Origin of the sequence: Gluconacetobacter tumulicola (genome assembly GCF_014174215.1) — a bacterium.
In the GTDB taxonomy this organism is placed as follows: domain Bacteria; phylum Pseudomonadota; class Alphaproteobacteria; order Acetobacterales; family Acetobacteraceae; genus Gluconacetobacter; species Gluconacetobacter tumulicola.
On sequence record NZ_JABEQL010000003.1, the window covers coordinates 172,498 to 198,960 of the forward strand.

The 26,463-nt window shown below is 66.3% G+C and carries 29 protein-coding genes; 16 read left to right on the forward strand and 13 right to left on the reverse strand.

What is annotated here, in order from left to right:
• Nucleotides 1–178 precede the first annotated feature (178 nt).
• The 3 genes from HLH29_RS03390 (at nt 179) to HLH29_RS03400 (ending at nt 3,352) form a co-directional block, all read left to right on the forward strand.
• Nucleotides 179–916 carry a response regulator gene (locus HLH29_RS03390; RefSeq protein ID WP_182964597.1) on the forward strand — a complete coding sequence of 246 codons (738 nt, stop codon included), beginning with the start codon at nt 179–181 and terminating at the stop codon, nt 914–916.
• Nucleotides 917–1,131: 215 nt separating this feature from the next.
• Nucleotides 1,132–2,943: an ABC-F family ATP-binding cassette domain-containing protein gene (locus tag HLH29_RS03395; protein ID WP_182964598.1), complete on the forward strand. Its 1,812-nt coding sequence runs from the start codon at nt 1,132–1,134 to the stop codon at nt 2,941–2,943.
• Between the two features lie 64 nt (nt 2,944–3,007).
• Nucleotides 3,008–3,352, forward strand: coding sequence for a 4a-hydroxytetrahydrobiopterin dehydratase (locus HLH29_RS03400; protein WP_182964599.1), 345 nt, complete (start codon nt 3,008–3,010; stop codon nt 3,350–3,352).
• A gap of 111 nt (nt 3,353–3,463) precedes the next feature.
• Here the strand turns inward: HLH29_RS03400 and HLH29_RS03405 are convergent, their stop codons facing one another.
• On the reverse strand, nt 3,464–4,483 hold the full coding sequence (locus HLH29_RS03405) for a Gfo/Idh/MocA family protein (protein ID WP_182964600.1): 1,020 nt from the start codon (nt 4,481–4,483) through the stop codon (nt 3,464–3,466).
• Between the two features lie 178 nt (nt 4,484–4,661).
• Between HLH29_RS03405 and HLH29_RS03410 the strand changes: the two genes are divergently transcribed.
• From HLH29_RS03410 to secF, 3 genes are all read left to right on the forward strand, one after another.
• Nucleotides 4,662–5,810 (forward strand): PA0069 family radical SAM protein, encoded by a 1,149-nt coding sequence (locus HLH29_RS03410; protein ID WP_182964601.1) that lies wholly within the window; start codon nt 4,662–4,664, stop codon nt 5,808–5,810.
• 163 nt (nt 5,811–5,973) lie between these two features.
• Nucleotides 5,974–7,530 carry a protein translocase subunit SecD gene (gene secD / locus HLH29_RS03415; RefSeq protein WP_182964602.1) on the forward strand — a complete coding sequence of 519 codons (1,557 nt, stop codon included), beginning with the start codon at nt 5,974–5,976 and terminating at the stop codon, nt 7,528–7,530.
• A gap of 12 nt (nt 7,531–7,542) precedes the next feature.
• Nucleotides 7,543–8,484 carry a protein translocase subunit SecF gene (gene secF, locus HLH29_RS03420; protein ID WP_182964603.1) on the forward strand — a complete coding sequence of 314 codons (942 nt, stop codon included), beginning with the start codon at nt 7,543–7,545 and terminating at the stop codon, nt 8,482–8,484.
• On the opposite strand, the gene HLH29_RS03425 is transcribed toward secF, so the two are convergent.
• Entirely contained in the window at nt 8,414–8,863 is a 450-nt protein-coding gene (locus HLH29_RS03425; protein ID WP_182964604.1) for a hypothetical protein, read from the reverse strand. The genes secF and HLH29_RS03425 overlap by 71 nt on opposite strands.
• A gap of 268 nt (nt 8,864–9,131) precedes the next feature.
• Between HLH29_RS03425 and HLH29_RS03430 the strand changes: the two genes are divergently transcribed.
• Complete coding sequence (locus HLH29_RS03430; RefSeq protein ID WP_182964605.1) at nt 9,132–9,863, forward strand: SDR family NAD(P)-dependent oxidoreductase; 732 nt, start codon at nt 9,132–9,134, stop codon at nt 9,861–9,863.
• 40 nt (nt 9,864–9,903) lie between these two features.
• On the opposite strand, the gene mscL is transcribed toward HLH29_RS03430, so the two are convergent.
• The gene (mscL, locus tag HLH29_RS03435) at nt 9,904–10,368 is read right to left on the reverse strand and encodes a large conductance mechanosensitive channel protein MscL (RefSeq protein WP_182964606.1); all 465 of its coding nucleotides are present in this window, start codon (nt 10,366–10,368) and stop codon (nt 9,904–9,906) included.
• 221 nt (nt 10,369–10,589) lie between these two features.
• Between mscL and rpmE the strand changes: the two genes are divergently transcribed.
• The 3 genes from rpmE to HLH29_RS03450 all read left to right on the forward strand — a co-directional run bounded on the left by rpmE (nt 10,590) and on the right by HLH29_RS03450 (nt 12,328).
• Entirely contained in the window at nt 10,590–10,823 is a 234-nt protein-coding gene (rpmE, locus tag HLH29_RS03440; protein ID WP_182964607.1) for a 50S ribosomal protein L31, read from the forward strand.
• Nucleotides 10,824–11,017: 194 nt separating this feature from the next.
• Nucleotides 11,018–11,515: an Hsp20 family protein gene (locus HLH29_RS03445; RefSeq protein ID WP_182964608.1), complete on the forward strand. Its 498-nt coding sequence runs from the start codon at nt 11,018–11,020 to the stop codon at nt 11,513–11,515.
• Nucleotides 11,516–11,749: 234 nt separating this feature from the next.
• A complete protein-coding gene (locus HLH29_RS03450) occupies nt 11,750–12,328 on the forward strand; it encodes a DUF1013 domain-containing protein (protein ID WP_182964609.1) in 579 nt (192 codons plus the stop codon).
• Nucleotides 12,329–12,375: 47 nt separating this feature from the next.
• On the opposite strand, the gene HLH29_RS03455 is transcribed toward HLH29_RS03450, so the two are convergent.
• Entirely contained in the window at nt 12,376–12,543 is a 168-nt protein-coding gene (locus HLH29_RS03455) for a YdcH family protein (RefSeq protein ID WP_182964610.1), read from the reverse strand.
• A 175-nt stretch (nt 12,544–12,718) separates the two neighbouring features.
• Between HLH29_RS03455 and HLH29_RS03460 the strand changes: the two genes are divergently transcribed.
• Genes HLH29_RS03460 through HLH29_RS03470 form a run of 3 tightly spaced genes read left to right on the forward strand, consistent with a single transcriptional unit; the run spans nt 12,719 to nt 14,630 of the window.
• Nucleotides 12,719–12,919, forward strand: coding sequence for a YdcH family protein (locus HLH29_RS03460; RefSeq protein ID WP_182964611.1), 201 nt, complete (start codon nt 12,719–12,721; stop codon nt 12,917–12,919).
• A 32-nt stretch (nt 12,920–12,951) separates the two neighbouring features.
• Nucleotides 12,952–13,479, forward strand: a complete 528-nt coding sequence (gene purE, locus HLH29_RS03465) for a 5-(carboxyamino)imidazole ribonucleotide mutase (protein WP_338030166.1) — start codon at nt 12,952–12,954, stop codon at nt 13,477–13,479.
• A complete protein-coding gene (locus HLH29_RS03470) occupies nt 13,476–14,630 on the forward strand; it encodes a 5-(carboxyamino)imidazole ribonucleotide synthase (RefSeq protein WP_182964612.1) in 1,155 nt (384 codons plus the stop codon). Before purE ends, HLH29_RS03470 begins: the two co-directional genes overlap by 4 nt.
• Here HLH29_RS03470 and HLH29_RS03475 read toward each other — a convergent pair.
• Nucleotides 14,627–15,574, reverse strand: a complete 948-nt coding sequence (locus tag HLH29_RS03475) for a helix-turn-helix domain-containing protein (protein WP_182964613.1) — start codon at nt 15,572–15,574, stop codon at nt 14,627–14,629. The genes HLH29_RS03470 and HLH29_RS03475 overlap by 4 nt on opposite strands.
• A 197-nt stretch (nt 15,575–15,771) precedes the next feature.
• Between HLH29_RS03475 and HLH29_RS03480 the strand changes: the two genes are divergently transcribed.
• The 3 genes from HLH29_RS03480 to HLH29_RS03490 are packed head-to-tail and all read left to right on the forward strand — an operon-like array spanning nt 15,772 to nt 18,933.
• Entirely contained in the window at nt 15,772–16,737 is a 966-nt protein-coding gene (locus tag HLH29_RS03480; protein WP_182964614.1) for a thiamine pyrophosphate-dependent dehydrogenase E1 component subunit alpha, read from the forward strand.
• A gap of 42 nt (nt 16,738–16,779) precedes the next feature.
• The gene (locus HLH29_RS03485) at nt 16,780–17,808 is read left to right on the forward strand and encodes an alpha-ketoacid dehydrogenase subunit beta (RefSeq protein WP_182964615.1); all 1,029 of its coding nucleotides are present in this window, start codon (nt 16,780–16,782) and stop codon (nt 17,806–17,808) included.
• A 3-nt stretch (nt 17,809–17,811) separates the two neighbouring features.
• A complete protein-coding gene (locus HLH29_RS03490) occupies nt 17,812–18,933 on the forward strand; it encodes an acetoin dehydrogenase dihydrolipoyllysine-residue acetyltransferase subunit (protein WP_182964616.1) in 1,122 nt (373 codons plus the stop codon).
• 45 nt (nt 18,934–18,978) lie between these two features.
• On the opposite strand, the gene HLH29_RS03495 is transcribed toward HLH29_RS03490, so the two are convergent.
• The 8 genes from HLH29_RS03495 to HLH29_RS03530 form a co-directional block, all read right to left on the reverse strand.
• The gene (locus tag HLH29_RS03495; RefSeq protein ID WP_182964617.1) at nt 18,979–19,392 is read right to left on the reverse strand and encodes a TadE/TadG family type IV pilus assembly protein; all 414 of its coding nucleotides are present in this window, start codon (nt 19,390–19,392) and stop codon (nt 18,979–18,981) included.
• Nucleotides 19,389–19,832 carry a TadE/TadG family type IV pilus assembly protein gene (locus tag HLH29_RS03500; RefSeq protein ID WP_182964618.1) on the reverse strand — a complete coding sequence of 148 codons (444 nt, stop codon included), beginning with the start codon at nt 19,830–19,832 and terminating at the stop codon, nt 19,389–19,391. The genes HLH29_RS03495 and HLH29_RS03500 overlap by 4 nt, the downstream gene beginning before the upstream one ends.
• Nucleotides 19,833–19,867: 35 nt before the next feature.
• Nucleotides 19,868–21,112: a pilus assembly protein TadG-related protein gene (locus HLH29_RS03505; RefSeq protein ID WP_220791347.1), complete on the reverse strand. Its 1,245-nt coding sequence runs from the start codon at nt 21,110–21,112 to the stop codon at nt 19,868–19,870.
• A 2-nt stretch (nt 21,113–21,114) separates the two neighbouring features.
• Nucleotides 21,115–21,900 carry a tetratricopeptide repeat protein gene (locus HLH29_RS03510; RefSeq protein WP_182964620.1) on the reverse strand — a complete coding sequence of 262 codons (786 nt, stop codon included), beginning with the start codon at nt 21,898–21,900 and terminating at the stop codon, nt 21,115–21,117.
• Between the two features lie 34 nt (nt 21,901–21,934).
• Complete coding sequence (locus HLH29_RS03515) at nt 21,935–22,885, reverse strand: type II secretion system F family protein (protein ID WP_182964621.1); 951 nt, start codon at nt 22,883–22,885, stop codon at nt 21,935–21,937.
• Nucleotides 22,882–23,529 (reverse strand): type II secretion system F family protein, encoded by a 648-nt coding sequence (locus HLH29_RS03520; RefSeq protein WP_182964622.1) that lies wholly within the window; start codon nt 23,527–23,529, stop codon nt 22,882–22,884. The genes HLH29_RS03515 and HLH29_RS03520 overlap by 4 nt, the downstream gene beginning before the upstream one ends.
• A 314-nt stretch (nt 23,530–23,843) precedes the next feature.
• Nucleotides 23,844–25,067, reverse strand: coding sequence for a CpaF family protein (locus HLH29_RS03525; protein ID WP_246373717.1), 1,224 nt, complete (start codon nt 25,065–25,067; stop codon nt 23,844–23,846).
• Between the two features lie 168 nt (nt 25,068–25,235).
• Complete coding sequence (locus HLH29_RS03530) at nt 25,236–26,462, reverse strand: AAA family ATPase (protein WP_182964623.1); 1,227 nt, start codon at nt 26,460–26,462, stop codon at nt 25,236–25,238.
• Nucleotide 26,463 lies beyond the last annotated feature (1 nt).

Here is a 26,463-nt window from a genome sequence, read left to right on the forward strand (position 1 = left end):
CCGCGGGCGGGCGAAGCGTTCCATCCGCCGTCCGGATGTCGCGACAGCGACACGATCGTCCGGCGAAGGGCGAGCCTACTCCCTGGTTCCTCTTGCGGACAATTTTAACGCTGTCATGATCAACAATGTAACGTGTTTCTTGTTAACGTAACGTGTTCCTTGCGGAGTTGACCGTTCAATGCCCCTCTCGCGGCGGCAGGATCTGATCCGGGCCCTTCCCTATGCCAGGCGATATGCCCGTGCCCTGACCGGCAGTCAGCCACGCGGCGATCTCCTGGTGGCCGAAAGCCTGCGGGGCCTGGCCGTGGCGGAAGCCGGGCCATTGCCGGCACGGCAATGCCTGTACCAGTGGATCTCGCGGCAGTTCAGGCCCGCACCGGCCTCGGAGGCCGAAGCCCTGAACATTCTGGAGCGCAAGCTCCTGCTTCTGACATCGCTGGAAGAACTCACGATCGCCGACGCCGCGCGGGTCCTGGACCTGGGCGAGGCCGAAGCCGCCGAAATCCTCGCCCGCGCCCATGCCGGCCTGCGCAAGGTCGCCCAGACCTCCATCCTGATCATCGAGGATGAGCCGATCATCGCGATGGATATCGAGGACCTGGTCCGCTGGTGCGGCCATCAGGTCGCCGGCGTGGCCGCGACCGAGGCCGACGCGATCGAACTGGCCCGCCAGACCAAGCCGGGCCTGATCCTCGCGGACATCAATCTGGGCACGGGCGGCGACGGCGCGAACGCCGTGGCCAGCATCCTGCGCCATCACATGGCACCGGTCATCTTCGTCACCGCCTACCCCGAACGCCTGCTGACGGGCGAGGCCATCGAACCCGCCTTCGTCGTCACCAAACCGTTCGAGCCGATGACCCTCGCCATCGCGACCTACCAGGCAGTCACCGGCGGCCTCCAAAACCTGCCTTGAGAGCCGGTCTGGCGGCGGTCCGACGCGCGCTCCCTGCGCGCCGGTGCTCACGGCCATCAAGGCCGCTCCGCGCCGAGGCTCGGGAGACGCACGCCGACGGCGGCCCTTTGGGCCGCTCCCGCTCGCCAGACCGGCTCTCAAGGCAGGTTTTCTCCTTAACAGGGATTTGGCCTTTCCCCTTGCGTGCCGCCCTTGCCATGGTCCAGAACCCGGTCATGTCGCCTCCTCTCCTTCTTCTTCAGGACATCACCCTGACCCTCGGCGGCGCTCCGCTGCTCAACGGCGCCGGTTTCGGCGTCTCGGCCGGCGAACGGATCTGCCTCGTCGGGCGCAATGGCAGCGGGAAATCCACCCTGTTGCGCATCGCGGCCGGCGAACTGGCGGCCGATGACGGCACACGATTCCTCCAGCCCGGTACCACCGTCCGATACCTGCTTCAGGAGCCCGACCTGTCGGGCTTTGCCACGACACTGGATTACGTCCGCTCCGGCATACCCGCCGACGGGCCCGATTACCGCGCTGCCCTGCTGCTGGGTGAACTGGGCCTGACGGGCGAAGAGAATCCGGCCAACCTTTCGGGGGGCGAGGCCCGCCGCTGCGCCCTGGCCTGGGCCCTGGCGCCCGAACCCGACCTGCTGTTGCTGGACGAGCCCACCAACCATCTCGACATGCCGACCATCGAGTGGCTGGAACGCGAATTGCTGTCCCTGTCCTCGGCCATGGTCATCATCAGCCATGACCGCCGCCTGCTGGAAACCCTGTCCCGCAGCGTCGTCTGGCTGGATCGCGGCGTCACGCGGCGCCTGGACCAGGGCTTCGCCCGCTTCGAATCCTGGCGTGAAGAAATCCTGGAACAGGAAGAACGCGACGCCCACAAGCTGGACCGCCAGATCGCGCGCGAAGAAGACTGGATGCGCTACGGCGTCACCGCCCGGCGCAAGCGCAACGTGCGCCGCGTGGGCGAACTCGCCGCCCTCCGCCAGGCACGGCGCGAGGCGGTGCGCGCCCCCGGCGGCGTGAAGATGCTGGCCAACGAAGACGGATTGTCCGGCAAGCTCGTCGCCGTGGCCGAGGATGTGCGCAAGGCCTACGGCCCCCGCACGGTCATCGACGGGCTGGATTTGCGCGTGCTGCGCGGCGACCGGCTGGGCATCGTCGGCGCCAACGGCGCGGGCAAGAGTACCCTCCTGCGACTGCTGACGGGTCAGGACCAGCCCGATTCGGGCGAAATCCGCATCGGCACCGCCCTGTCGGTCGTCACCCTCGACCAGCAGCGCCGCACGCTCGACCCCACCCGCACGCTGGCCGATACGCTGACCGGCGGCGGCGGCGACATGGTCCAGGTCGGCAGCGAGAAGCGCCACGTCATCGGCTACATGAAGGATTTCCTCTTCCGCCCGGAACAGGCCCGCACCCCGGTCAGCGCCCTGTCGGGCGGCGAACGCGGACGGCTGATGCTGGCCTGCGCCCTCGCCCGCCCCTCCAACCTGCTGGTGCTGGACGAACCGACCAACGACCTGGATCTGGAAACCCTCGACCTGCTGCAGGAGATGCTGGACGCCTATGCCGGTACCGTGCTGCTCGTCAGCCACGATCGCGATTTCCTCGACCGGGTGGCCACGTCGGTGCTGCTGGCAGAGGGCGCCGGACGATGGGTTGAATATGCCGGCGGCTATAGCGACATGCTCGCCCAGCGCGGGGGCATCGCCCCGGCGGGCCGGGGCGACCGGCGCGCCGACGCCGCCACGCCTTCGGCGCCACAGAAACGGGCGGAAAAGGGCCCGGCGCGCAAACTGTCCTACAAGGACCAGCACGCGCTGGACCGCCTGCCCGGCCAGATCGCGACCCTGGAGGAGCAGATCGGCCAGTTGCGGACGATCCTGTCGGATGGCAGCCTCTACGCCCGCGATCCGGCTTCCTTCACCGCGACGACGGAAAAACTGGACCGCGCCGAGGCCGAACTGACAGCGGCCGAGGAACGTTGGCTGGAACTGGAAATGCTGCGCGAGTCGCTGGGTTCATCCTGACCCGGCCCGCGCGGCATGCACTCCGGCCGCACGGACAATACGACCGGCTGAAGGATAATTGACCATGCCTCTTTCCGCCGCCGCCCTCGCGCGCGAGGTCATCGCCCCGTGCCCCCGCAACACGCCGGCCCTGACACGCGCCGAGGCCGAAACCCTGCTGGCCCAGATCCCCAACTGGACCCTGTCACCGGACGCAACGATGCTGATGCGATCCTGCGTCCTGCCCGATTTCGCCAACGCCTATGCGCTGGTCGAACGCATCGCGGCCCTGGCGGAGGCCGCCGACCACCATCCGGACATCGCCTTCGGCTGGGGTTATGTGCGCCTCACGCTGCAAACCCACAGCATCGGCGGCCTGCACCGCAACGATTTCATCATGGCGGCCCGCATCGAGACCCTGCCCCACTAGAGCATTTCCACCGAACACAGGTTCGGTAGAAATGCTGTAGTTTATTGTTTTTACGAGCATCTTCACCTGTTCGAACGCACACGTTCAAACAGGATCTGCTCTGGCCACCCGTCAGCCGGGGCTGACCAGCCCCGACTTCTCCCACAGGGCCCGCACCGAAGCGATACCGTCCGTCACCGCCAGCGCCGCCGCCAGCGCGCGCCGGCCGGCCTGCGCATCCACCAGCACAGGCGCCCCATCCAGGCACGCGGCGGCGAAGGCCACATGCTCGGCAGCCAGCGTGTCATGGTCGTCCCAGCTCACGACCTCGCGGCGGAAGCCCCCGGTGCCGGGCAGCGTCAGCCCCTTCTTCCGGCCGATCATCGTCAGCTCGCGCTTCACGAAATCGGCCGAGAGATACCCTTCTTCCGAAAACAGGCGCATCCGCCGCTCCGTCTTCAGCGAGATCCGGCTGGCGGTGATGGTGGCCACGCACCCGTTCGCAAAACGGACACGGGCATTGGCAATGTCCTCATGCTGCGAACTCACCGCCGCCCCCAGCGCATCCACATCCACGATCTCGCTGTCCACGATCGCCAGCACCAGGTCCAGATCATGGATCATCAGGTCCAGGATCACCGACACATCGGTGCCGCGCGGCTTGAAGGGGGCGATGCGCGTCGCCTCGATATAAAGCGGGCGCGTGATCCGCGCCGCGATGGCATGGTGCTCGGCCGAATAGCGCAGCAGATGCCCCACCTGCAGCACTAGCCCCGTCTCCACGGCCAGCGCCGCCAGCCGGTCCGCCTGCTCCAGGGTCGAGGCGATCGGCTTCTCCACCAGCACATGCCGGCCGGCCCGCAGTGCGCGGTCGGCCAGCGCAAAATGATGTTCGGCCGGGGCCGCGATCACCACCGCCTCGCAACACTTCAGCAGCGCGTCCAGCGCCAGCGCCGGCGCACCGCCGGCCTCGGTCCCGACAGCGGCCGCCCGCGCCTGGTCCGGATCGTGGATGCCCACCAGGCACTCGCGCGGCGACGCCGCCACCTTCAGCGCATGGAACCGTCCGAAATGCCCGGCACCGATGACGCCCACGCGCAATTGCCGCGCCGCCTCACCCCGTCCCGCTCCGCCACCGAACAGCCCCGCCATCGCATCCTCTCCGCATCCAGGATGACGAAGGGTTAGAGCACCGGCGCCCCATGGGCCAGAGGCGCCAGCCGCACAGGACAGGTGCAAGGTCACATGTTCTCTTTTTGTTCTTGAAGGCACGACACCGGCCTGCCATCATGCCGCCTGCCCCACCGGGCGCATCACGCCGGAGCCCGCCATGTCCGACTCTTCCTCCATCCGCATCGGCCCCGGACAGCCGACCCGCGCCGCGCCGCGCACACTGGCGGGCGAATCGTCCAGCCTGGCCGGCATCCGCCACGGGCGCGGCGCCACCCTCTCACCGCCCGACCGCTTCGCCCGGCACCAATCCTCCCCGGTCGATGACGGATGGGACAGCCTGGCCGAGGACGAATCCGCTCCGCGCACCGAACTGACATTCGAGCCCGCGCGCACCATCATCACCCGTAACGAGAGTCCGGATCTCGGTTTCGATCGGTCGATCAACGCCTATCGCGGCTGCGAACATGGTTGCATCTATTGCTTCGCCCGCCCCACCCACGCCTGGATCGGCCTGTCGCCGGGGCTGGATTTCGAAACCCGCCTGACCTGCAAGCCCGACGCCGCCCGCCTGCTGGAGCGTGAATTGCGCTACCCCGCCTACCGGGTGCGCCCGATCGCGCTGGGCACCAATACCGACCCCTACCAGCCCGTGGAACGCCAGATGGGCCTCACCCGCGCCATCCTGACGGTGCTGGACCGGTTTTCTCACCCGGTCACCATCGTCACCAAATCGGCCGGCATCCTGCGCGACCTCGACGTGCTGAAGGCTATGGCGGCGCGCAATCTGGTGCGCGTCAGCCTGTCGGTGACGACGCTCGATACCGACCTGGCCCGCAGGATGGAACCGCGCGCCTCCACACCCGCCCGCAGGCTGGAGGCCATATCCGCCCTGGCCGCCGCCGGCATTCCCTCAGGCGTCCTGGCCGCGCCGATGATTCCGGCCCTGAACGATCATGAACTGGAAGCGATTCTCGCCGCCGCCGCCGGGGCCGGCGCGTGCGATGCCGGCTACGCCCTGCTGCGCCTGCCGCTGGAAGTCGCGCCACTGTTCGAGGACTGGCTGGCACGCCATTACCCCGATCGCGCGCACCACGTCCTGCAGCGCATCCGCGCGGTGCGCGGCGGCAAGCTGAACGATTCGGCCTTCGGCTGGCGCGGCCGTGGCCAGGGGGTGCATGCCGACCTGCTGGCCCAGCGTTTCACCCGCGCCCGCCGGGCGCTGGGCCTGACCCGTGGGCGTCCCCTGGACTGCACGCGCTTCGCCCCGCCACCGCCCCCTCCCGAGGCACAACTGTCACTGTTCTGACGAGTACGGGTGCGAAACGGAGGGATTCCGCATCACCAGTGCCCGCCAGCGGTTGCATCCCGCGCGCCGGCCCGGCATGTTCCCGCGTCGCCGGCCGTCCGGCGGCATCGACACGCGAACAGGGAGCCGGCTGGGCCGGGCGTAAGGAGCACCCTTTTCAGTCATGATGTATTACAGCCGGCTCAAATTGGCCTCGGTCGTCGCCGTTTGCCTTCTGGGAGTGCTGCTCTGCCTTCCCAATGCCCTGCGCCAGCCCGCGCCCACGGTTCCGTGGCGACAGATTCATCTGGGGCTCGACCTGCGGGGCGGCTCGTACCTGCTGATGCAGGTGGACATGAACAGCGTCACCGCCGACCGCCTGCGCACGCTGGCCGACGGCACCCGCCAGGCGCTGCTGGGCGCGAGCCTCGGCTATCGCGACATCGCGACCGACGCGCATGCCGGCACCGTGACTTTCACGCCGCGCACGCCGTCCGAAACTGACGCCGACCTCAAGACCCTGCGCGCCATGCCGATGGCGGTGGCCAATGAATTCGCGGTCGCCCAGCGGCCCGACGGCGCCATCGCCATCACGCTCTCGCCCGAGGCCATGCGCCTGCGCGCGACCGAGGCCGTCACCCAGTCGATCGAAATCGTCCGCCGCCGCATCGACGCGACCGGCGCGGTCGATCCCGAGATCACCCGCCAGGGTGACGACCGCATCGTGGTCGAACTGCCGGGCATCAGTGACCCGGAACGCGTCAAGCACCTGCTGGGCACCACGGCGAAGATGACCTTCCACATGGTGCAGGACAGCGCGCTCGGCGCCATGCCCGGCCCCGGCGTCAGCCTGCTGCCGATGATGAACGCGCCGGACCAGAAACTGCCGATCGCGGACCATGTCGATGTCGATGGCTCGGACCTGACCAACGCCTCCGCCGCCATCGACCAGCAGACCGGCGAATGGGCCGTCGATTTCACCTTCGATTCCGTGGGCGCGCGCGCCTTCGCCACGACCACGAAGGCCAATGTCGGCCGCCGCTTCGCCATCGTGCTTGACAACAAGGTGGTGCAGGCTCCGGTCATCCGCAGCGCCATCACCGGCGGCAACGGCCAGATCAGCGGCGGGTTCGACGCGCAATCGGCCACCGACCTCGCCCTGCTGCTGCGCGCCGGCGCCCTGCCCGCCCCGCTGTCGGTCATCGAACAGCGTTCCATCGGCCCGTCCCTGGGCGCTGATTCGATCCGCGCCGGCATGATCAGCCTGGGCGTCGGCTTCGGGCTGGTGATCGTCTTCATGGCCCTGTTCTATGGCCGGTTCGGCTGGTACGCGAACGTCTCCCTGCTGGCCAACCTGGTGCTGATGGTCGCCATCCTGTCGCTGTTCCAGGCCACGCTGACCCTGCCCGGCATGGCCGGCATGCTGCTGACCCTGGGCATGGCGGTCGATGCCAACATCCTGATCAACGAACGCATCCGCGAGGAAATCGCCCGCAACCGCACCCCCCTGGCCGCGATGCAGGCGGGCTTCGAGCGCGCGACCTCCACCATCCTGGACAGCAACGCGACCGCCCTGCTGGCGCATATCATGCTGTTCGCCTTCGGTACCGGCCCGGTGCAGAACTTCGCCCTGACGATCATGATCGGCATCGTCACGACGCTGTTCACCACGCTGCTGCTGTCGCGGATGCTGATGGTGCGCTGGTACGCGCGCACCCGTCCCACTGTCCTGCCGGTCTGAGGCGCCCTGCCCATGTTCTCTCGCCCCCTTCTGCGCTTCGTGCCCAACGGTACCCGGATCAATTTCATGCGCGGCCGGTTCATCGGCCTGGCCACGTCCGCCGTGCTGTCGATCGCGTCCATCATCCTGTTCCTCCATCCCGGCCTGACGCTGGGGCTGGATTTCCGCGGCGGCATCGTCGTCGAGGTCCGCACCCAGGGGCCAGCCGATTTCGGCCAGGTCCGCGCGGCCCTCGCGGCCCAGCATGTCGATGCCGCCGGCGTCCAGTCCTTCGGCGCCCCCGACGACGTGCTGATCCGCCTGGATGCGCCCCCCGCTGCCAGCGCCGATCACGAAGCCCGCACCCAGGCGCTGGTCGATTCGGTCCGCCACGCGGTCGCCACCCTGCCGGGCGCGCAGGTGCTGCGCGCCGATGCGGTCGGCGCCTCGGTCTCGGCCGAACTGTTCCGCGACGGCATGCTGGCGCTCGGCATCAGCCTGCTGATGATCCTGGGCTATATCTGGTTCCGCTTCGAATGGGAGTTCGCGGTCAGCGCCGTGATCACCCTCATCCTCGACCTGACCAAGGCCGTCGGCTTCCTGGTCGTGACGCATTTCGAGTTCGACCTGGTGATGGTCGCGGCCATCCTCACGATCCTGGGCTATTCCACCAACGACAAGGTGGTGGTCTACGACCGGGTGCGCGAGAATTTGCGCAAATACCGCACCATGCCGCTGGCCGAACTGATCGACCTGTCGATCAACGAAACGCTCAGCCGCACGCTGGGCACATCCATGACCGTGTTCCTGGCCGCCCTGCCGCTGGCCCTGTTCGGCGCCAGCCTGTCCAGCTTCGCATGGGTGATGCTGTTCGGGATCGTGGTCGGAACCTCGTCCTCGATCTTTATCGCGGCGCCGATTCTGCTGTTGCTGGGCGAGAAGCGCCTGCGACGGGACGCCCGGCCTCCCCGCTGACCGGCGACGGCCCCAGGCAGGCAGCGGTCGACCCGCTGTTTGCCTGCTGGACACAGGCCAGCATCGTCTCGATGGCCAACTGCACCCGGCGCTGGCCCTCCGCCGTCGGGTGCAGCAGGTTCCCGGCGGTCAATTGCCTTGCATAAAGCGCGCTGGCCACCAGGTCCCGCGCCTGGTCATGCATCAGCCGCCCATCCGACAACCGCCCCCGAACCATCCCCTGGGCGATGAAATAAGCGTCGACGCTCAGATACGCCTGCAACGGCAATGGCAATTGACTGACCGGCTGGATCGTCCCCGCCGGCACTTCGGCATGGCACCCCGCCAGCCCGATAAAGCCCGCCACCAGCAAGGCCATGGGCTTCCGCCGTCCGATCATGTTCCAGCTCTTCGTCATGGCCGAAGCCTAGAGCAGAATCGACCCCGATCAAAACCTCTCGTGCCGACCGGTGCGGATGGGCGGCATCCCTGTCAATTCCCGGCCGCACATACCGCGCCCGCACCCTCCCTGCCGCCCAATTCCTTGTGACCCGGCGGAACCCGCTGCATAGAAGATGGAGGCGCCTTGCCGGCTCGGCAACGGACATGTCCCGCGGCCCCAGGCAAGTCGGCACCTCCGCCTCCACCAGAAGCCAAGGATGAAATCCATGACCCAGCGTGTCGCCCTCGTGACCGGCGGAAGCCGTGGAATCGGCGCCGCCATCGCCGCAAAACTGGCTGAAGACGGTTTCGACGTCGCCGCGACCTATGCCAGCAACGCCACGGCTGCCACCCAGGTCGTGACCAAGGTCCAGGCCCTCGGTCGCCGCGCCGTGGCCATCCAGGCCGACGGCGCCACCACCGAAGGCAACGTCGCCGCCATCACCCAGACCGTGGCGGCACTCGGCCGGCTGGACGTCCTGGTGTGCAACGCCGGCATGTATCCCTACGGTCCGATCGGCGAGATGAGCGTGGAACAGATCGACCGCACGCTGCACCTGAACGTGCGTGCGGTGATGGTCGAAACCATGGAAGCCGTGAAGCATATGGGCCAAGGCGGCCGGTTGATCTATATCGGCTCGGCTTTCGGCCAGCGCGCCCCCTTCCCCGGCATCTCGCTCTATTCCGCCACCAAGGCGGCATTGGGCGGCTTCGCGCGCGGCGTGGCACGCGATCTGGGCGAGCGCGGCATTACCGCCAACGTGGTGGAACCCGGCCCGATCGACACCGACCTGAACCCGGCGCACGGCGACGGAGCGGCGACCATCCGCGGCTTCACCGCCACCGGCAGCTACGGCAAGGTCTCCGATATCGCGGATATGGTGTCGTTCCTGGCCAGCCCCCGCGCCGGCTACATCACCGGCACCTGCCTCGCCGTCGATGGCGGCCTGACCGCCTGATTCAAAGGCCGCCATCCGCCAGGCGGATGGCGGCGCACGCTCAGGGTACGGTCTTCTTCGCGGCCAGCAGGTCGCGAATGTCTTCCAGCAGCACTTCGCTGCGCGGCGGTGGCGGCGGGGCGGCCGGCGCCGCCTCGGGCTTCACAGTCAGCTTGTTCACGGCCTTGACCACCCAGAAGATCACGAAGCCGATGATGACGAACTGGATCAGCGCATTCAGGAACAGCCCGACATTGATCGTCACCGCCCCGGCCTTCTGCGCATCTGCCAGGGTCGGCAGATGCGGCCCGCGCAGGGTAAAGAAGACATTGGTGAAATCGAAGCCACCGATCAGCAGCCCGATGAACGGGGTAAAGATATCCTTGACCAGACTGTTGACGATCGCGGTAAAGGCCGCGCCGATGATGACACCGACCGCAAGGTCGACGACGTTCCCACGCATGAGAAAGGTGCGGAATTCCAAAATCCATCCCGGAGTGTGGATGGACGGGGCCTTGACGGACATGAAGCCTCCTTGCGCATTGCCGACAGACAGTTGATAGCAACCCGGTTGATACCGCGTGAACAGGAAAACGCAGCATCCACACGCCCGTTGCGGCCGTGCCGCCGCGGATCGACTGCCTCACCCGTCAGGCAGATAGGCGTTGATCCCGCATCGAGCCTCATCTATACGGCCATGCAAACGCCCCCGGTCGGCATCGGCGGGCCCAACATGAAGGTTTGACGATGAAATCCGGCATTCACCCCGACTATCACGAAATCAATGTCATCATGACCGATGGCACCGAATACAAGACCCGTTCCTGCTACGGGCAGGCCGGCGCGACGCTGCGCCTGGACATCGACCCCAAGTCGCATCCGGCGTGGACGGGCGTGCAGCGCATGCTCGACACCGGGGGCCAGGTGGCGAAGTTCAACAAGAAGTTCGGTGGTCTGGGCCGCCGCGCCAAGGCGGAATAAGGCTGCGGGGGCAACACCCCCGCCCGCCACATTGTCATGTTTGCAGAACCCTGCCCCTTGAACCGGGGGGCGGGGTTTCTCACATCAGGGATACGGAAACGCCATCCGGGTTTCCGCCAGTCAGGCACCGATCCGCTCCATGAGGGGTCACCATTCCGCCTGCTGAATTGAACCTTGCTGTCGAGGAGGTTGACATGACCTATGATTTCGCACCGCTGTTTCGCACCGCCATCGGCTTCGACCGTCTGGCACGCCTCGTGGACAATGCCGCCCAGAACCCGGCGGGCCCGTCCTATCCCCCCTACAATATCGAAAAGCTTGGCGAGGACAGCTACGTCCTGACGATGGCAGTCGCCGGCTTCGGGCCCGAGGATATCGAACTGACGGTTCAGGACAACACGCTGGTCGTGGCCGGTCGTCTGGCCAATGCCACGCCGGCCGGTGAGGTCCTGCATCGCGGCATCGCCACGCGGGCATTCGAACGCCGCTTCGTTCTCGCCGACCATATCGTGGTCGACAATGCGGACCTGACCAACGGCCTGCTGCGCGTCGCCGTCAGGCATTTCGTGCCGGAGGCTCTGAAGCCGCGCCGTATTCCGATCGGCACCGGCGCGCCCACGATCCCGGCCCAGGCGGCGCCGGAAGTGGCAAATGACGGCACCGCCGCGCCCACGGCCGAACACGCGGCCTGAGAGCCGCGCAGGTCCAAGGTACCGTTCAGAAACAGGGGGCCGGACGCAAGTCCGGCCCCTTTTTCATGGCCCGAAGGCCCCGCCTGCCCTTGACCCCTCCCCCCGAACGGCCCCATATCGGTAATCAAGTCATTGCGCGTCTGCAGGCACGCAGGGGTGGACCGGGTTCCGGGACGCTGACATGGATCGGGTGCCTGCGCGGCGCCACCCATTGCGCAGTTAGGACCCGTTATCATGAACGCACTGCCCCTGATGCCGAAGGCCACCGCCGTGTGGCTCATCGAAAAGACGGCACTGACCTTCACCCAGATCGCGGAATTCTGCGGCATGCATCCGCTGGAAGTCCAGGCCATCGCCGATGGCGAGGTCGCGCAGGGCATCGTCGGTTACGACCCCGTCGCCAACCATCAGGTCCGCCAGGAAGACATCACCCGCTGCGAGGCCAATCCCGACCTGCGGCTGAAAGTCCTGTCGACGCCCAACCCGATCCATCGCCGTGCGAAGGGCGCGCGCTACACGCCCGTCGCCAAGCGCAACGACCGCCCGGACGCAATCGCCTTCATCCTGCGCAATTTCCCGCAGCTTTCCGAGCCGCAGATCGTCAAGCTGCTGGGCACCACCAAGGACACGATCGCCAAGGTGCGCGATCGCCAGCACTGGAACAGCGCCAACATCAAGCCGCGCGACCCGGTCATTCTGGGCCTGTGCAGCCAGACGGATCTGAACGCGATGGTCCAGGCAGCGAACGACCGCCTGACCCGCGAAGGCCATTCCGTTCCCGTGCCGCTGGAAATCGGCGAAGACGCCACCTGATCCGCGCGGGCGGGCTCATGCCCGCCCCCCGGCCAGCCCGCGTCCCGTCAGGGCTGGGACAGCCGTTCGATCTCTTCCTTGATCCGCAGCTTCTCCACCTTCAGCCGGCGCAGCACGCTGTGATCAGGCGACGGGCGATGGTCTTCGTCGAAGATCCTGTCATCAAGGCGGGCATGGCGCAGGCGCAGACTACGAATCCTGGGTTCGTGGGACATGATGCCTCCAGCGAGTTTGCGTTTCCGACATCAGGCAGCCTAAGCCAGCGGTGCCGACGCAGCGCATGCTAAAATTGCAGGACTCGTCGGGGCGGCCATGCGCGCTATCGGGGATCTCGCCATCGCTGCGGGAATCGATAGAATGGGCTGCCGACCACATGCCAGACGGGGTACAATGCTGACTGACCGGGATACCGTGCTCCGCAAGCTGCACGAACTGCGCAGCGAACACCGCGACCTTGACACCGTCATCAGCCGGCTGGCGCTGCATCCGATGGATCAACTCCAGCTCCAGCGGCTGAAGAAGCGCAAGCTGCTGCTGAAAGACGAGATCTCGTGGCTGGAAAGCCGCCTGATCCCCGACAATATCGCCTAAATCCCCTCCGCAGCCCTCGAAAGCCGACCAGCGTGACCGATACGCCTCCCTCCCCATCCCCCCATTCCGCCTCCCAGACCCCTCCCCGGGTCGGGCTGATCATGGGCAGCCAGTCCGACTGGGAAACCATGCGGCATGCCGTATCGGTGCTGGAGGCGCTGGACATCGCGCATGAGGTCCGGATCGTCTCCGCCCACCGCACACCCGACCGCCTGGCCGAATATGCCCGCACCGCCGCCGCACGCGGGCTCTCGGTCATCATCGCCGGCGCGGGCGGAGCCGCCCACCTGCCCGGCATGTGCGCCGCCTGGACCATCCTGCCCGTCCTGGGCGTACCCGTGGAATCCCACGCCCTGAAAGGCATGGACAGCCTGCTGTCGATCGTCCAGATGCCCGGCGGCGTGCCGGTGGGCACGCTGGCCATCGGCAAGGCAGGCGCGACCAACGCCGGCCTGATGGCGGCCTCGATCCTGGCCCTGAACGATTCCGCCCTGTCCGGCCGGCTGTCAGCCTGGCGTCAGGCCCAGACGGACGCGGTCGCGGACAGCCCGTCCCGATGAGCGTGCCCGCCCCCCTGCCGCCCGGCACGGTCCTGGGCATCGTCGGCGGTGGCCAGCTCGGCCGGATGTCGGCCATCGCGGCCGCTCGCTTGGGCTATCGGGCCCACATCCTGACCGACGAACCGGACGGCCCGGCAGCCCAGGTCGTCCACGCCGTCACGATCGGCGCCTATGACGACCCGGACGCCCTGCGCCGCTTCGCCATGGCGGTCGATGTCGTCACCTTCGAGTTCGAGAATGTCAGCGCCGATGGGCTGGAACTGCTGGCGGCCCTCCGCCCGGTGCGCCCGTCCGGCCACATCCTGCGCATCAGCCAGGATCGCGTGGCCGAAAAGCGCTTCCTGACCGAAGCCGGCATCCAGGTCGCGCCCTGGCGCGAGATCCGCACGCTGGACGACCTCTCGTCCGCCTCGACCGAACTCGGCTTGCCCTTCATCCTCAAGACCACCCGCCTGGGCTATGACGGCAAGGGCCAGAGCCGCATCCATCGCGACGAGGACATGCAGGCCGCCTTCGACAGTCTGGCCCCCCACCCGCTGGTCGCAGAGGGGATGGTCGATTTCGCATGCGAAGTCAGCGTGATGGTCGCCCGCGGCCTGGACGGCACGGCGGTGACCTTCGATGTGACGGAAAACCGCCACCGGAACGGCATCCTCGATCTCAGCCTTGCCCCTGCCCGCGTGCCGGAGACAGTCCGCGACGATGCACGCGCGATCGCACTGCGTATCGCCACGGCGCTGGAGCTCGTCGGGCTGCTGGGCGTGGAAATGTTCATCGATCGCGATGGGCAGGTCCTGGTGAACGAGATCGCGCCGCGCCCGCACAATTCCGGCCACTGGACCATGGACGCCTGCCCGGTCGACCAGTTCGCCATGCATGTCCGCGCTGTGGCCGGCCTACCCCTGCCACCGGCTGTCCGGCATTCCGACGCGGTCATGAAAAACTTGGTCGGTCCCGACGACATGGCGCTCTGGCCGGCCATCCTGGCAACGCCCGGCCTGCTGCCGCATCATTACGGCAAGACCGAGGCCCGGCCCGGCCGCAAGATGGGACACGTCAACGTGCTGTTCCCCCCCGGCGCACTACCGGGAGAGTTCGGCGTCGACGCCGCCCTGGGCCCGCTGGCCGAAGACGGGGGAAAACCCGCCTAGGCTTCGGCCTCGATCGACAGGGCCCTGATCTTCCGGTGCAGGGTCGAGCGGCTGATCCCCAGTTGCCGCGCCGCCGCACTGACATTGCCCCGCGCGGAGGCCAGGGCAGCCTCGACCACCGCCTTCTCGGCGGCGCGGAAACCGTCCCGGCCAGGGCCCCGTTCGTCCATTAGGCAGAATTGCAACTCATCGCCGTCCTTCAGCCCCATTTCCCGGCGCGCCGCATGGGTCGCGCCCACCACGCGGCGGTCGGCATCCAGCGCCAGCAGCGGCGCCGAACTGCCGTCATCCGCCCCCATCGTCACAATCATCTGCCCGCGATAAAGGTCACTGAAACAGCGCGCCTCGATCCGCCGCGCCGTGTCGGTGATCGTGTTGCGGATCAGCGCGACATCGCGCGCATCCGGATCGGGATGGTACGAACTGGCATCCAGCGCCCCTGCCAGACGCCCCAGCGCGTCATAGACCGGCACCGCGGTGCAGGTCAGATAGCGCAGGTTCACCCGCCAGTGCTGGTTCATATGCACGGTGACGGGCCGCTGCTCCGCCAGGCAGGTCCCGATGCCGTTGGTGCCTTCCTCGCGCTCGTTCCACCGCGCGCCCGGCCATAAATGCCAGCGCCGGCATCCGCGCTCGCTGTCCCGCACGGTCCGGCGGGTCAGGACGGTGCCGGTCCGGTCAGCCAGCAGAACCGCGTATTCCATGTCGCGCACGATCGCATGCAGCCGGTCCAGCTCGGCATCGGCAAACCGCAGCAGCGGCCCGGCCTCGTCACAGGATTGGCGCAGCTCGAAGCATGACAGCAGGTCCGACAGCCCCGATTGCGCCGGGTCCAGGGCGTAATCGCCCTCGCAGCGTTGCCAGGACGCCGCCAGCAGCATCCGGGCAGCATTGCCGGCCGGGACAGGGCCAGCCCCCCATGGTGATGGTATCTGCAACATCATCCGTCTCTTTCGAACGGTTATGGCCTGTCCCTATTTAACTCGCCCGCCCTGTCGCAGGAACGCGACAGACTGGACAGACAGCGTCACATATTCGTTATTCGAATAACAGTGTTTCTTGTCGCCAGGGTCAATCGGCGTTCCCCTGCGGTGACGGATATCGGGATTCGATATCCCCGGAATAACAGGGAAGATTTCCAATGCAGATCGCACGGGAAACATTGCTTCGCTCCTATCGGGCCATGCGCACGATCCGCGATTTCGAGGAGCGGCTGCATGTCGAATTCGCCACGGGTGAAATCCCCGGCTTCGTCCATCTCTATTGTGGCGAGGAAGCCTCAGGGGTCGGCGTCTGCGCCAACCTGACGGACAACGACACCATTTCCAGCACCCATCGCGGCCATGGCCACTGCATCGCCAAGGGCGTCGAGGTCTCGGGCATGATGGCCGAGATCTATGGCAAGAGCACCGGCGTCTGCCGGGGCAAGGGCGGATCGATGCATATCGCCGATCTCTCGCGCGGCATGCTGGGCGCCAACGGCATCGTCGGCGGCGGCCCGCCGCTGATGTGCGGCGCGGCCCTGTCGCACAAGCTTCTGAAAGACGGCGGCGTCGCGGTCGCCTTCTACGGCGATGGCGCGTCGAACGAGGGCAGCACGCTGGAAAGCCTCAACCTCGCCACGGTGTGGAAACTGCCGGTGGTCTTCGTGGTGGAAGATAACGGCTACGGCGAAGCCACGGGTTCATCCTTCGCCGTCGCGGGCACCCAGAAGGCACGCGCCGAAGGGTTCGGCATGCCATACATGGAATGCGACGGCTCGGACTTCTTCGCGGTTTACCAGACGGCCGGCGAGGCCATCGCCCACGCCCGCGCTGGCAACGGGCCGGTCATGCTGCACGTGCATCTGGCCCGCTGGTATGGCCATTTCGAAGGCGATGCCATGACCTATCGCGCCAGCGGCGAGGTCGCCGAGGCCAAGCGTGACCATGATTGCCTGGAGCTGTTCCGCAAAAAGGTGACCGAAGCCGGCCTGCTGGAGCATTCGGAACTGGACGCGATCGACGAAGCCGTCCGCGACGAGATCGAAAGCTCGGTCATCGCCGCCAAGGCCGCCCCACTGCCTGTGCCCGCCGACCTGCTGGCCGACGTCTATGTCCGGTACTGACCGCCCCGCCGCCTCCTCCCGCGAGCCAGAAAAGAGACCATCATGAGCAAGAAGAGCTACCGGCAGGCCATCAACGAGGCCCTGCGACTGGAAATGCGCCGCGATCCGCGCGTGATCATCATGGGCGAGGATGTGGCCGGCGGCCAGGGCGGTTCCTCGGGCGTCGTCGACGCCTGGGGCGGCGTGCTGGGCGTCACCAAGGGCCTGTATACGGAATTCGGCCCCGAACGCGTGCTCGACACCCCGATCACTGAGGCATCCTATATCGGCGCCGCCGCCGGCGCCGCCGCTACGGGCCTGCGCCCGGTGGCCGAACTGATGTTCGTCGATTTCGTCGGGTGCTGCCTCGACCAGATCATGAACCAGGCCGCCAAGTTCCGCTACATGTTCGGCGGCAAGGCCCGTACCCCGCTGGTCATCCGCGCCATGTTCGGCGCCGGCTTCAACGCCGCCGCCCAGCACAGCCAGGCCCTCTATCCGCTGTTCACCCACATTCCGGGCCTCAAGGTCGTCGTCCCGTCCTCGCCCTACGAGGCCAAGGGCCTGCTGATCGAAGCGATCCGCGACGACGATCCGGTGATCTTCCTGGAACACAAGGTCATGTATGACGACGAAGAGGATGTTCCCGACGAATCCTACACCATCCCCTTCGGCGAGGCGAACCTGACCCGCGAGGGCGACGACGTGACCATCGTGGCCTTCGGCCGGATGGTGAAGCTGGCGAATGAGGCGGCCGACAAGCTGGAGCGCCAGGGCATCAGCTGCACCGTGATCGACCCGCGCACCACCTCGCCGCTGGATCGCGACACCATCCTGGACTGCGTGGCCGATACCGGCCGCCTGGTGATCGTCGACGAATCCAGCCCGCGCTGCAACATGGCCGCCGATGTCTCGGCCCTGGTGGCGGAAGAGGCCTTCGATGCCCTGAAGGCGCCGATCCGGCGGGTGATCCCACCCCATACCCCGGTGCCCTTCGCGTCGGTGCTGGAAGCCCTCTATCTGCCCGACGCCGCGAAGATCGAGGCCGCAGTCAAGGCCGTCATGAACCATAAAGTCACCGAGGCAGCCTGAACCATGAACGCTTCCATCACCCCCATCACCATGCCCAAATTCGGTCTGGCGATGACCGAGGGCAAACTGGCCGGCTGGATGGTCCGTCCCGGCGCGACCGTCCGCGCCGGTGACGATTTGGCGGATATCGAAACCAGCAAGATCACCAACGCATACGAAAGTCCGGCCGCCGGCGTGCTACGCCGCCAGGTGGCGCAGGAAGGCGAAATGCTGGCCGTCGGCGCTCTGATCGGCGTTCTGGCCGATGCCGACACGTCCGACGCCGACATCGATGCCTTCATCGCACAGTTCAACGCCGAATTTTCGGCCGGAGCGGCCGAGGAAGCCGATGATACCCCGCCCGAGCCACGCGTGATGGATGTCAAGGGCCGCTCGCTGCGGGTTCTGGACATCGGACATGGCGAGGGCGACCCGATCGTGCTGATCCACGGTTTCGGCGGCGATATCGGCAACTGGCTGTTCAATCACGCCGCCCTCGCGGCGGGCCGGCGCGTCATTGCCTTCGACCTGCCCGGCCATGGCGGCTCGACCAAGGATGTCGGCCCCGGATCGCTGGAATTCTTCTCCTCGGTCGTCGTCGACCTGCTGGACACGCTGGGCATCGAACGCGCCCATCTGGTGGCCCATTCGCTCGGTGGTGCGGTGGCGCTGGCCACGGTCAAGAATGCCCCGTCCCGCGTGGCCTCGCTGGCCCTGCTCGCGCCGGCTGGCCTGGGGCCGGACATCAACATGGCCTTCATCGACGGCTTCATCACAGCCGACCGCCAGAAGACCCTGATCCCGGCCCTGTCCTATCTGGTCCATGACAAGGGCCTGATCGGCCGCAAGATGGCGGACGACGTGCTGCGCTACAAGCGGCTGGACGGCGCCGCCGATGCCCTGCGCCATGTGGCAGCAGCAAACTTCACCGACGGCCGCCAGACCGACAATCTACGACCAGTGCTGGAGACGGCCCCGCCCACCCTGATCATCTGGGGCAAGGATGACGAAATCCTGCCTTCCAGTCATGCAGCGGACCTGCCCGACGCAATCACGGTCGAGATCCTGCCCGACACCGGCCATATGCCCCAGATGGAACGGTCGGAAGCAGTCAACACCAAGATCCGGGCCTTCCTGTCCCACTGACGCTCAGCAAAGGGGCGTCACCCTCTCCATGAAGGTGACGCCCCTTCACAACACCTGCGAATAGCAGGCCGAAACCGACAATGACGGCGCAAAGAACGGGAACGGCAGACCCGACCAGAAATCTGAACGGATCTGCACGATGACGAACCGCCCGCCATGAACGCCCATGCCGTGACAGGATGTGGCACTATCGTCGACCGACAATGAAGCGACTGCCCCAGGCAATGCCCAATCGGCGGCCTGCCCTTTCGCAAAACCGAGCGGGTCGTCGCTGCACGCGCCCAACGCGATGCACCGGGCCGTCAGGTCGGCCGTCATCTGCAGGCAGTCACGCGTCCACCATTGCAGCCCGAGTTCAATCGCACCCACCAGCGTCACTAGAAACAGGCCGGCCACGATGGCGAATTCGACCGCGGCGGCAGCCCGCGTATCCTGCGCCAGATCATGCCGACGGCTCATTGCAGCCTGACCGTGGCCTTATCGGTCAGGCTCGTCGGGGCCACCATCGCATAAAACGGCATGAGTGGAGCATAGCGGTAGGATGCTGCGATGGTCATGTAGGTTCCCGGCATGGTCTCGTCTGCACAGACACCATCCGCTGGCACCGCGATCAGGCTGCTGACGGGTCCCGACTGAATGCAGTTCGTGCTGGCAGACCCAACGGTAACATTCATATCTGGCAGGCCACCCGCAGCCAGCACCGCGTTCCTGACATCGCCCGGCGAAAGCGAGCCGTGTGTACCCGACGCATTCTGCTCGACAGCGAAAGCATAGTTTGCTCCGCTTTCAACCGCCGAAATCACGACCATCCGATACCAGAAGGCCAACGGGAAATCCGCCAACCCCGCCAGAATCGCGAGCAGGAAAGGCGTCACCAGCGCGAATTCCAATGCGGCCACGCCGGCTCTGCCCGGTCGGCAATGGCCCTCACCCATCATTCCACCAGGCTCGCGACACCCAACAGGTCATGAATCGGCATCATCCCCGCTGCCGCACAGTCGCCATCCGCGAACAGGGCACCTCCCTTGAGTGTCACGAATGCGGCGACGGCATAGACACAGTCGCCCGCCGCCCCATTATCCCCATCAATGACCAAATTGGCGCCCGGGGCATAAATCGCACCGGTCAAGGCGGTCGCAACCCCGCCAGTGAACTGGAATAGTCCGCCGGTCGAGGCAAACAACAGACCGGCCGTAGCCCCTGTTGCCGGCGCCACAAGATGGAGCGAGGCGGTGCCGTCGATAGCAATGTTGCCGTTGACGATGATCGTTACCCCCGTCCCGCTCAACGTCGTACCCGCGTTCACGCGGAAATCTCCATTGATGTAATAGACTCCTGGCGCCAGCGTATACCTCCCACCATTCGGCTGCCACGCATAGGCCGCCCCTGTTGGCGGGGGCGTGAGCATTGTCTGGCCCGGCGGCAGGTTCACACTCCGTGACGGCACCTCCAGCAACGCACCGTAGAGATCCGCATAAGGATCGGCCTCCTGCCCTGCATGCTGTACACAGGTGAGTGCCGAACAGGCATTATTGCCATCCGGCCCAATCGTTCCGCCCGCGACCAGGTTCGCAACGTCGATTGCGGCTTCGGTGCCCAGGGTCAACACGCCGTTGGTGCGCAGGTCGCATCCCGGCATGCTCAGGCTGGCGCCATCGTCCAGAACCGTTTCGCCGATGCCCGAAAGGGCGAGGATACAGGCGTTTCCACCGTGGGCACGTGGCATCAACCGCGCCACGGCGCGTGCGGACACCGGCTGGGTGCCCGAAGTCAGGAACAATGCACTGAACAAGCGCGGCGCTTCCTTGACGATCGTTACAGTAAGGGTGGCCGGCGGGACAAAGGTGATCGTCGCCACATAGGCGCCGGCATTGTCCGTCAGGGTTGTCGCCCCGTCCCCATCACGCATCCCGGCCGGCAGGCCGTTCAACTCGGCAACGGTCGCCGCCGTGTCCAGTGCGTCAGTAGCCTGCCCGCTGGCCCCGTAGCGCGCAACGCCCGCCACTGCGGCGGTGTCGGCTATACGCTGCAATTCCAGGCGCGTCATCGCCCAGTAGCTGACATCGATCCCGAGACCCAGCACGCCAATCAGTACCGGCAGAGCCAAGGCAGCCAGCAGTGCCACCGCCCCACGCCGGTCGGACAGTATCCATCTGCTCTTGGCCGCCGCGCCCGGCATATCTATGGCGGGGCCATCTGGGGTGCCACATTCCGAAGTGCTGCGCTCTGCGATGGCTCCCTCGTGTCGCGCGCCGCCACATAGGCCGACAGAGCCTCGGCGACCTGCTGTGGCGACAGATCGGACGACAAGATGCGCGTCGCCTCGTCGCGCTGGCCTCCCATCGCCAGCACCGCTGCCAGATCGTGACGCAATTTAATGCTCGCCGTGGCATCTTCGGCGAAGGGGCGAACCATGCGCTCGGCTGCGCCTGCGTCGCCGCTCATCGCCAGGGACAGCGCCAGATTGACCTGAGCGCCGATCATCTGCGGGTTCGCCGCCAGCGCGCTGCGATATGCCATCTGGGCATCGTCATGACGGCGCAGCAGATCCCGCGCCACGCCAAGATCGTTCCACGCGGCGGCATTGCCCGGTTCCCGATCAACCGAGAATTGGAACTGCCGCTCGGCCTCGGCCGGATGGGTCGCCAGCAGGCATCGTCCCAGCCCCAAATGGGCGGCGGCCAGGCCCGGACGCCCACGCAGGGCCGCGCGATAACTCCATTCCGCCTGCTCCAGCCGCCCAAGTGCCGTGAGCGCGTCGCCCTGAAGCAACGCGGCCTCCACATCGGTCGGATCATCAGTCAGGCGAGCCGTGGTGGCGCGCAAAGCGATCTGCGGCGCACCACCCCGCAACGCTGCCCGCGCGACCTCCAGATTTCTGCTCTCATCATGATCCTTGCCACCGCCGGCGGCACAGGCGGACAGAACCCCTGCCAACAGCACGACGAAGGCCCATCTCTTACTCAAGAACCACCTCACAAACGATATTCCGCCTAATACATCAGGGGTGACGATGATGAAGAACATGCATCACCTGAATCCCGGCGGGGCCGCCGGCGATCAGGAACACGCAGGGCATGATGAACAGCAGCGTGGGCAGCGTCAGCAGAACCGCCAGCCGTGCAGCACCGGCCTCGTAGCGCGTCAGGGTTTCCTGCCGCAGTTCTGCCGACAATCCGCGCAGAGCGCCCGTAATCGGCGTTCCATATTGCTGCGTCTGCAACAGGGTCGTCGTCAGCCGCCTCAGCCCCTCGACTCCGGTGCGCGCGCCGAGATTGATCAGCGCCTGCCTTGTATCGGCAATCACGCTCAGTTCGCTGGCCGTCTGGGCGAACTCGCCGGCAATCGCAGGAGACATCTTCTGCAATTCGACGCTGACCTGGACAATAGCGGGCCCCAGCCCGATCCCGGCCTGAGTGCAGATCACCATCACATCCAGCGCATCGGGCAGGCCGCGTTCGACCTGCCTCAGATAGCGGTTGCGCCGTGCCCGCATGATGAAATCCGGCAATAGCAGCCCCCCGATCGCGGCCGCCGCCGCAAGAGCCCGGTGAAGCAAGGGCGGCAGGTCACCCCCCAACCGGGACAGGATGACGACCACCAGCAGCGGCAAAAGCGTCGCCAGCAGAATCTTGATTCCGATGAACAGGCTGACGGTGTTGGCACCGCGCACTCCCGTCGTGGCCAGGGATGCCCGGAGTTCGTCCAGCGTGCCGGTGGGCAACAATCCCAGCCTGACAATCCATTGGCCCAGGGCGGCAACCAGGCGCAATGAGGACGTGCCCAATCCCCTAACCCCTACCAACGATGCCGCACGCGCCATCGGTTGCGCTTGCAGGTCGTGCAATCGTCGCTGTATCCGTCGCTTCCTTACCGTCAGCGGTACCAGCATCGCCGCCGCGAGCAGCGTCGCACCCGTCGCCACACCTAGCGCGAGCATCAGGACGGTCATCTCAGGGTCCTGCGGATGATCGTGCGCATCATGAGAATGCCCATCGTCAGCGACCCGGCGGCGAGCGCCAGAATCGCATGCCCCGCCGGGTCCGAGAATAGCAGGCGGATATAGGCCCGGTTCGTCAGCCACAGCATCAGGCCCAACACCAGGGGCAGTACGGCCAGCACCGCCGCGCTGGCCCGCGCCTCGGACGCCAGAGCATAGCCACGGGCTTTCAAGGCCAGCCGCTTACGGATGACATCGGCCAACCCTTCCAGTGTGACGCGAGGCGAGCCGCCGGTCTGGGCTTGCAGCGCCAGGGCAGTGGCAAAAAACCGATATTCCGGCAGGCCCGATCGGACGGCCAGGTCGCGCAGCCCGTCTTCCATCGAAACCCCGATGGAAAGCTGCTCCAGCATGCGGGAAAATTCCGATCCCGTCGGCTTCGGCGCCTCGCGAGCCACCCCTCGCATCGCTTCCAGCACCGGAATGCCCACACTGACCGATCGGACGATCGTCGACAGTACATCAGGAAACTGGCGAAGCTGCCGCCCTTGCCGCCTTTCGATCATCCAGCCGAATGTCGCGCGGCACAGGCATATCCCACCGATAATCATGACCGGAATCGCAAGAAGGCCCAGAGCCTCTTTCATCATAATCATGAAAGAACCCGCCGCAATGAATACCCCGATCGGCACCATCCACCACGGCACGGGATAAAGATCCGCCCCAGCCATATCGACGCCCAAAAGCCCAATTGCACTTAGGGCCAGCGGACGCCGTATACGTTGCTGCCGCCTGAACGCCGACAGTTCGACATGAGGTGCCGGGCGATGGGGGCGCGCCACGGCCGCCAGCCGTGCGTCTCGCTGACGGCTTCTCTTATGCGTTCGCACGGCCCGCAGGCCGGTGGCGCTCATGGCCAGCAGCCACAGGCCGGACAGAACCAGCAACATCGTCGGTGAAGCCCCGCCCGTCAGCATTCGCCAGCGGCCTGCTCAAGAGCGGCATGCCATTCGCGCTCCAGGCCGAAACAGACCAGCCGACGCAGGAAAGCCGGCGGCATGCGACTGACCGCATAGCGCCCGATCAGGCGCCCATCCGCCCCCTCCCCCTGAATCTCGAAGCGGAAGATGTCATTGAGTGTAACGACATCGCCATCCATGCCGCAGATTTCCGTGACCTGAACAATGCGCCGGCCGCCATCGCGCTGGCGCTGCACCTGAATGATCAAGTCGATGGCACCGACGATCTGGGTACGGATCGCGTGCAAAGGCAGAGCCATATTGCCCATCTGCACCATGTTCTCGATACGCGTCAGCGCATCCCGGGTGGTATTTGCATGTACCGTGGACATGCTGCCGTCATGACCGGTATTCATCGCTTGCAGCATGTCAAAGGCTTCCTGCCCCCGGCATTCCCCGATGATGATACGGTCGGGGCGCATACGCAGCGCGTTGCGCATCAGTTCGCGCTGCGCGATTTCCCCGCGCCCCTCCAGGTTCGCCGGCCGCGTTTCCAAGCGCACTACATGCGGCTGCTGCAATTGCAGTTCCGCCGCGTCCTCGATGGTAATCACCCGCTCCCCGGAATCGATCAACCGCGAGAGGGCGTTCAGCAACGTCGTCTTGCCGGCCCCAGTGCCACCGGAAACGATAATGTTCAGCCGCGCATGGGCGGCGATGCGCAGCACGCGCGCGACCGGCGCGCTCAGCGTGCCGAAGGCGAGCAGCCGCTCGAAATCGATGATCTGCCGCCCGAATTTCCGGATCGTCAGATACGGGCCGTCGAGGGCCAGTGGTGGAAAGACAATATTGACGCGCGACCCGTCCCGCAGCCGCGCATCCGTCATCGGGTTCGATTCGTCGATCCGCCGCCCGACGGCAGACGCGATCCGCTGGCAGACCGCCACCAGATGGGCCGTATCGCGGAACCGCACCCCAGAGGCGATCAGCCTACCCCTCGTTTCAACGAAGACCTTCTCAGGTCCGTTCACCATAATTTCGCTGATTGCCTCATCATCCAGAAGCGGCTCCAGCGGACCCAGTCCGAGCATGTCAAAGACAAGTTCCTCGGCCAGGACCCGCTGCTCGCGACTATTCAACTGGATGCGCCGCTCGGTCGCGATTTCGGAAATCAGCCGCTCCATATCCGCCCGCAGCCGCTCCGGCGCCATGACGGCCACAGCCGCCGGATCCAACCGGTCCAGACAGATCGCACGCAGATCGGCAAGGATCGGAAGTGGCAGGCTGGCACCGGCGGGTTCCGTCCTGACCGGAGGACCGTTCTGCCCGCGTGGCCGGATCGGGCGCCGAGAGCGGCATACCCACGACCATACGCCGGCCGAAGAGCGGAGGCTGAAACCCCGTCATCGCCAACCGAACGGCAGCCAGCGCCGTCCGGTCCCGGCTGTCACCGACACCGACAATCCGGACCCGACATCCAGCATCCCCACTGCGTCGACCTGCCGCGCCAGTTCCAGCATTGCATTGCGGAACGCGCCGCGCGTGGCTGCCGCCGCCTCGCCCAGCGTTTCGGCATTGCCGATCTGGCGTGGCAGGTCGGGAATGGTTAGGTCGACGTGACTTTTGAGCGCGTCCTCTACCTGCCGGCGGTTCAGCGCACCCACTCGGCCTACGCGGTTCAGGACCAGAACCGGTCGCTGCTTCTGCAATGGGCCGGGAGGAACCTCCAACAGTCTCAAGGTCTCGCGCACCGATGCCAGGGTTGGCTCCAGAACCAGGACGCGCTGATGCACCTCCACCAGCAAGTCACGGCCGAACGCATTCGGCACGAACGGCACATCCGCCACAATAAAATTATATCGATTCCGCAACGCACCCAACAGGGCGCGCGTCGCGCCTGGCGCGCAGTTCAGTTCGGTCATGAAATCGAGGCGATCCGCCAGCACATGAAGCCTTTCGGCCACCGGGACGGCTGCGCGTTCCGCCAGCAGCACGTCGATCCGCTCGGGCATTTCCAGCGCTTGGCACAACCCCGTTCCCGCTGCCACATCCAGCAGCAGGGCCGCTATCCCCCGATACAGGTCGGCATCCAGCATTACCGTATGGCGCTGCATCGCCACGCCAGATAACCAGGCCAGATTGGTGGCAATGGTCGAAGCGCCGACTCCGCCCCGCACGCCCGTAACGGTCACGCACCTGCCGCCATTGTCGCGCTCAGGGATCTGACCCACCAGCACCGGCCCGAATTCACGCGCGATCTTCTCGCGCGTCAACGGGCGCGGCAGATATTCCAACACACCGAGCCCGCGCGTGACCTCGCGATAGAAATCCGCACTATCGATGCTGCCGATCAGCAACACCAAAACATCCGGCTCAACCACATGGGCCAATTCGCGCAGGGCGCTAATCGGCTGCTTCTCGTCCCCGATATCGACAATCAGTACTTTCGGCGTCGCCTGCTTGCGCAAAGCGGCGGTGGCAGCCCGAACAGACCCACGGCGAAGATCGATCGTTAAACCGACGAACGGTCCCAGCCCGTCGCGAATGATCGCCTCCGTCGCGGCGTCGCCTACAAAACCCACCAGAAATGGTCTGTCATGCCGGCCCGCCGTATCCATTCCGCCCGTCATC

What these genes read in the sequence shown, in the direction of transcription:
- HLH29_RS03405 (WP_182964600.1), bottom strand. Translation starts at nt 4,483, where the DNA reads ATGGCGGGGCTGTTCGGTGGCGGAGCGGGACGGGGTGAGGCGGCGCGG.
- HLH29_RS03505 (WP_220791347.1), bottom strand. Translation starts at nt 21,112, where the DNA reads ATGCCGGGCGCGGCGGCCAAGAGCAGATGGATACTGTCCGACCGGCGT.
- HLH29_RS03530 (WP_182964623.1), bottom strand. Translation starts at nt 26,462, where the DNA reads ATGACGGGCGGAATGGATACGGCGGGCCGGCATGACAGACCATTTCTG.
- HLH29_RS03450 (WP_182964609.1), top strand. Translation starts at nt 11,750, where the DNA reads ATGAACGCACTGCCCCTGATGCCGAAGGCCACCGCCGTGTGGCTCATC.
- HLH29_RS03480 (WP_182964614.1), top strand. Translation starts at nt 15,772, where the DNA reads ATGCAGATCGCACGGGAAACATTGCTTCGCTCCTATCGGGCCATGCGC.
- HLH29_RS03395 (WP_182964598.1), top strand. Translation starts at nt 1,132, where the DNA reads ATGTCGCCTCCTCTCCTTCTTCTTCAGGACATCACCCTGACCCTCGGC.
- secD (WP_182964602.1), top strand. Translation starts at nt 5,974, where the DNA reads ATGATGTATTACAGCCGGCTCAAATTGGCCTCGGTCGTCGCCGTTTGC.
- HLH29_RS03485 (WP_182964615.1), top strand. Translation starts at nt 16,780, where the DNA reads ATGAGCAAGAAGAGCTACCGGCAGGCCATCAACGAGGCCCTGCGACTG.
- mscL (WP_182964606.1), bottom strand. Translation starts at nt 10,368, where the DNA reads ATGTCCGTCAAGGCCCCGTCCATCCACACTCCGGGATGGATTTTGGAA.
- HLH29_RS03475 (WP_182964613.1), bottom strand. Translation starts at nt 15,574, where the DNA reads ATGATGTTGCAGATACCATCACCATGGGGGGCTGGCCCTGTCCCGGCC.
- HLH29_RS03520 (WP_182964622.1), bottom strand. Translation starts at nt 23,529, where the DNA reads ATGATTATGATGAAAGAGGCTCTGGGCCTTCTTGCGATTCCGGTCATG.
- HLH29_RS03430 (WP_182964605.1), top strand. Translation starts at nt 9,132, where the DNA reads ATGACCCAGCGTGTCGCCCTCGTGACCGGCGGAAGCCGTGGAATCGGC.
- HLH29_RS03460 (WP_182964611.1), top strand. Translation starts at nt 12,719, where the DNA reads ATGCTGACTGACCGGGATACCGTGCTCCGCAAGCTGCACGAACTGCGC.
- HLH29_RS03425 (WP_182964604.1), bottom strand. Translation starts at nt 8,863, where the DNA reads ATGATCGGACGGCGGAAGCCCATGGCCTTGCTGGTGGCGGGCTTTATC.
- secF (WP_182964603.1), top strand. Translation starts at nt 7,543, where the DNA reads ATGTTCTCTCGCCCCCTTCTGCGCTTCGTGCCCAACGGTACCCGGATC.
- HLH29_RS03490 (WP_182964616.1), top strand. Translation starts at nt 17,812, where the DNA reads ATGAACGCTTCCATCACCCCCATCACCATGCCCAAATTCGGTCTGGCG.
- HLH29_RS03390 (WP_182964597.1), top strand. Translation starts at nt 179, where the DNA reads ATGCCCCTCTCGCGGCGGCAGGATCTGATCCGGGCCCTTCCCTATGCC.
- HLH29_RS03515 (WP_182964621.1), bottom strand. Translation starts at nt 22,885, where the DNA reads ATGACCGTCCTGATGCTCGCGCTAGGTGTGGCGACGGGTGCGACGCTG.
- HLH29_RS03455 (WP_182964610.1), bottom strand. Translation starts at nt 12,543, where the DNA reads ATGTCCCACGAACCCAGGATTCGTAGTCTGCGCCTGCGCCATGCCCGC.
- rpmE (WP_182964607.1), top strand. Translation starts at nt 10,590, where the DNA reads ATGAAATCCGGCATTCACCCCGACTATCACGAAATCAATGTCATCATG.
- HLH29_RS03400 (WP_182964599.1), top strand. Translation starts at nt 3,008, where the DNA reads ATGCCTCTTTCCGCCGCCGCCCTCGCGCGCGAGGTCATCGCCCCGTGC.
- HLH29_RS03445 (WP_182964608.1), top strand. Translation starts at nt 11,018, where the DNA reads ATGACCTATGATTTCGCACCGCTGTTTCGCACCGCCATCGGCTTCGAC.
- HLH29_RS03495 (WP_182964617.1), bottom strand. Translation starts at nt 19,392, where the DNA reads ATGAGCCGTCGGCATGATCTGGCGCAGGATACGCGGGCTGCCGCCGCG.
- HLH29_RS03470 (WP_182964612.1), top strand. Translation starts at nt 13,476, where the DNA reads ATGAGCGTGCCCGCCCCCCTGCCGCCCGGCACGGTCCTGGGCATCGTC.
- HLH29_RS03410 (WP_182964601.1), top strand. Translation starts at nt 4,662, where the DNA reads ATGTCCGACTCTTCCTCCATCCGCATCGGCCCCGGACAGCCGACCCGC.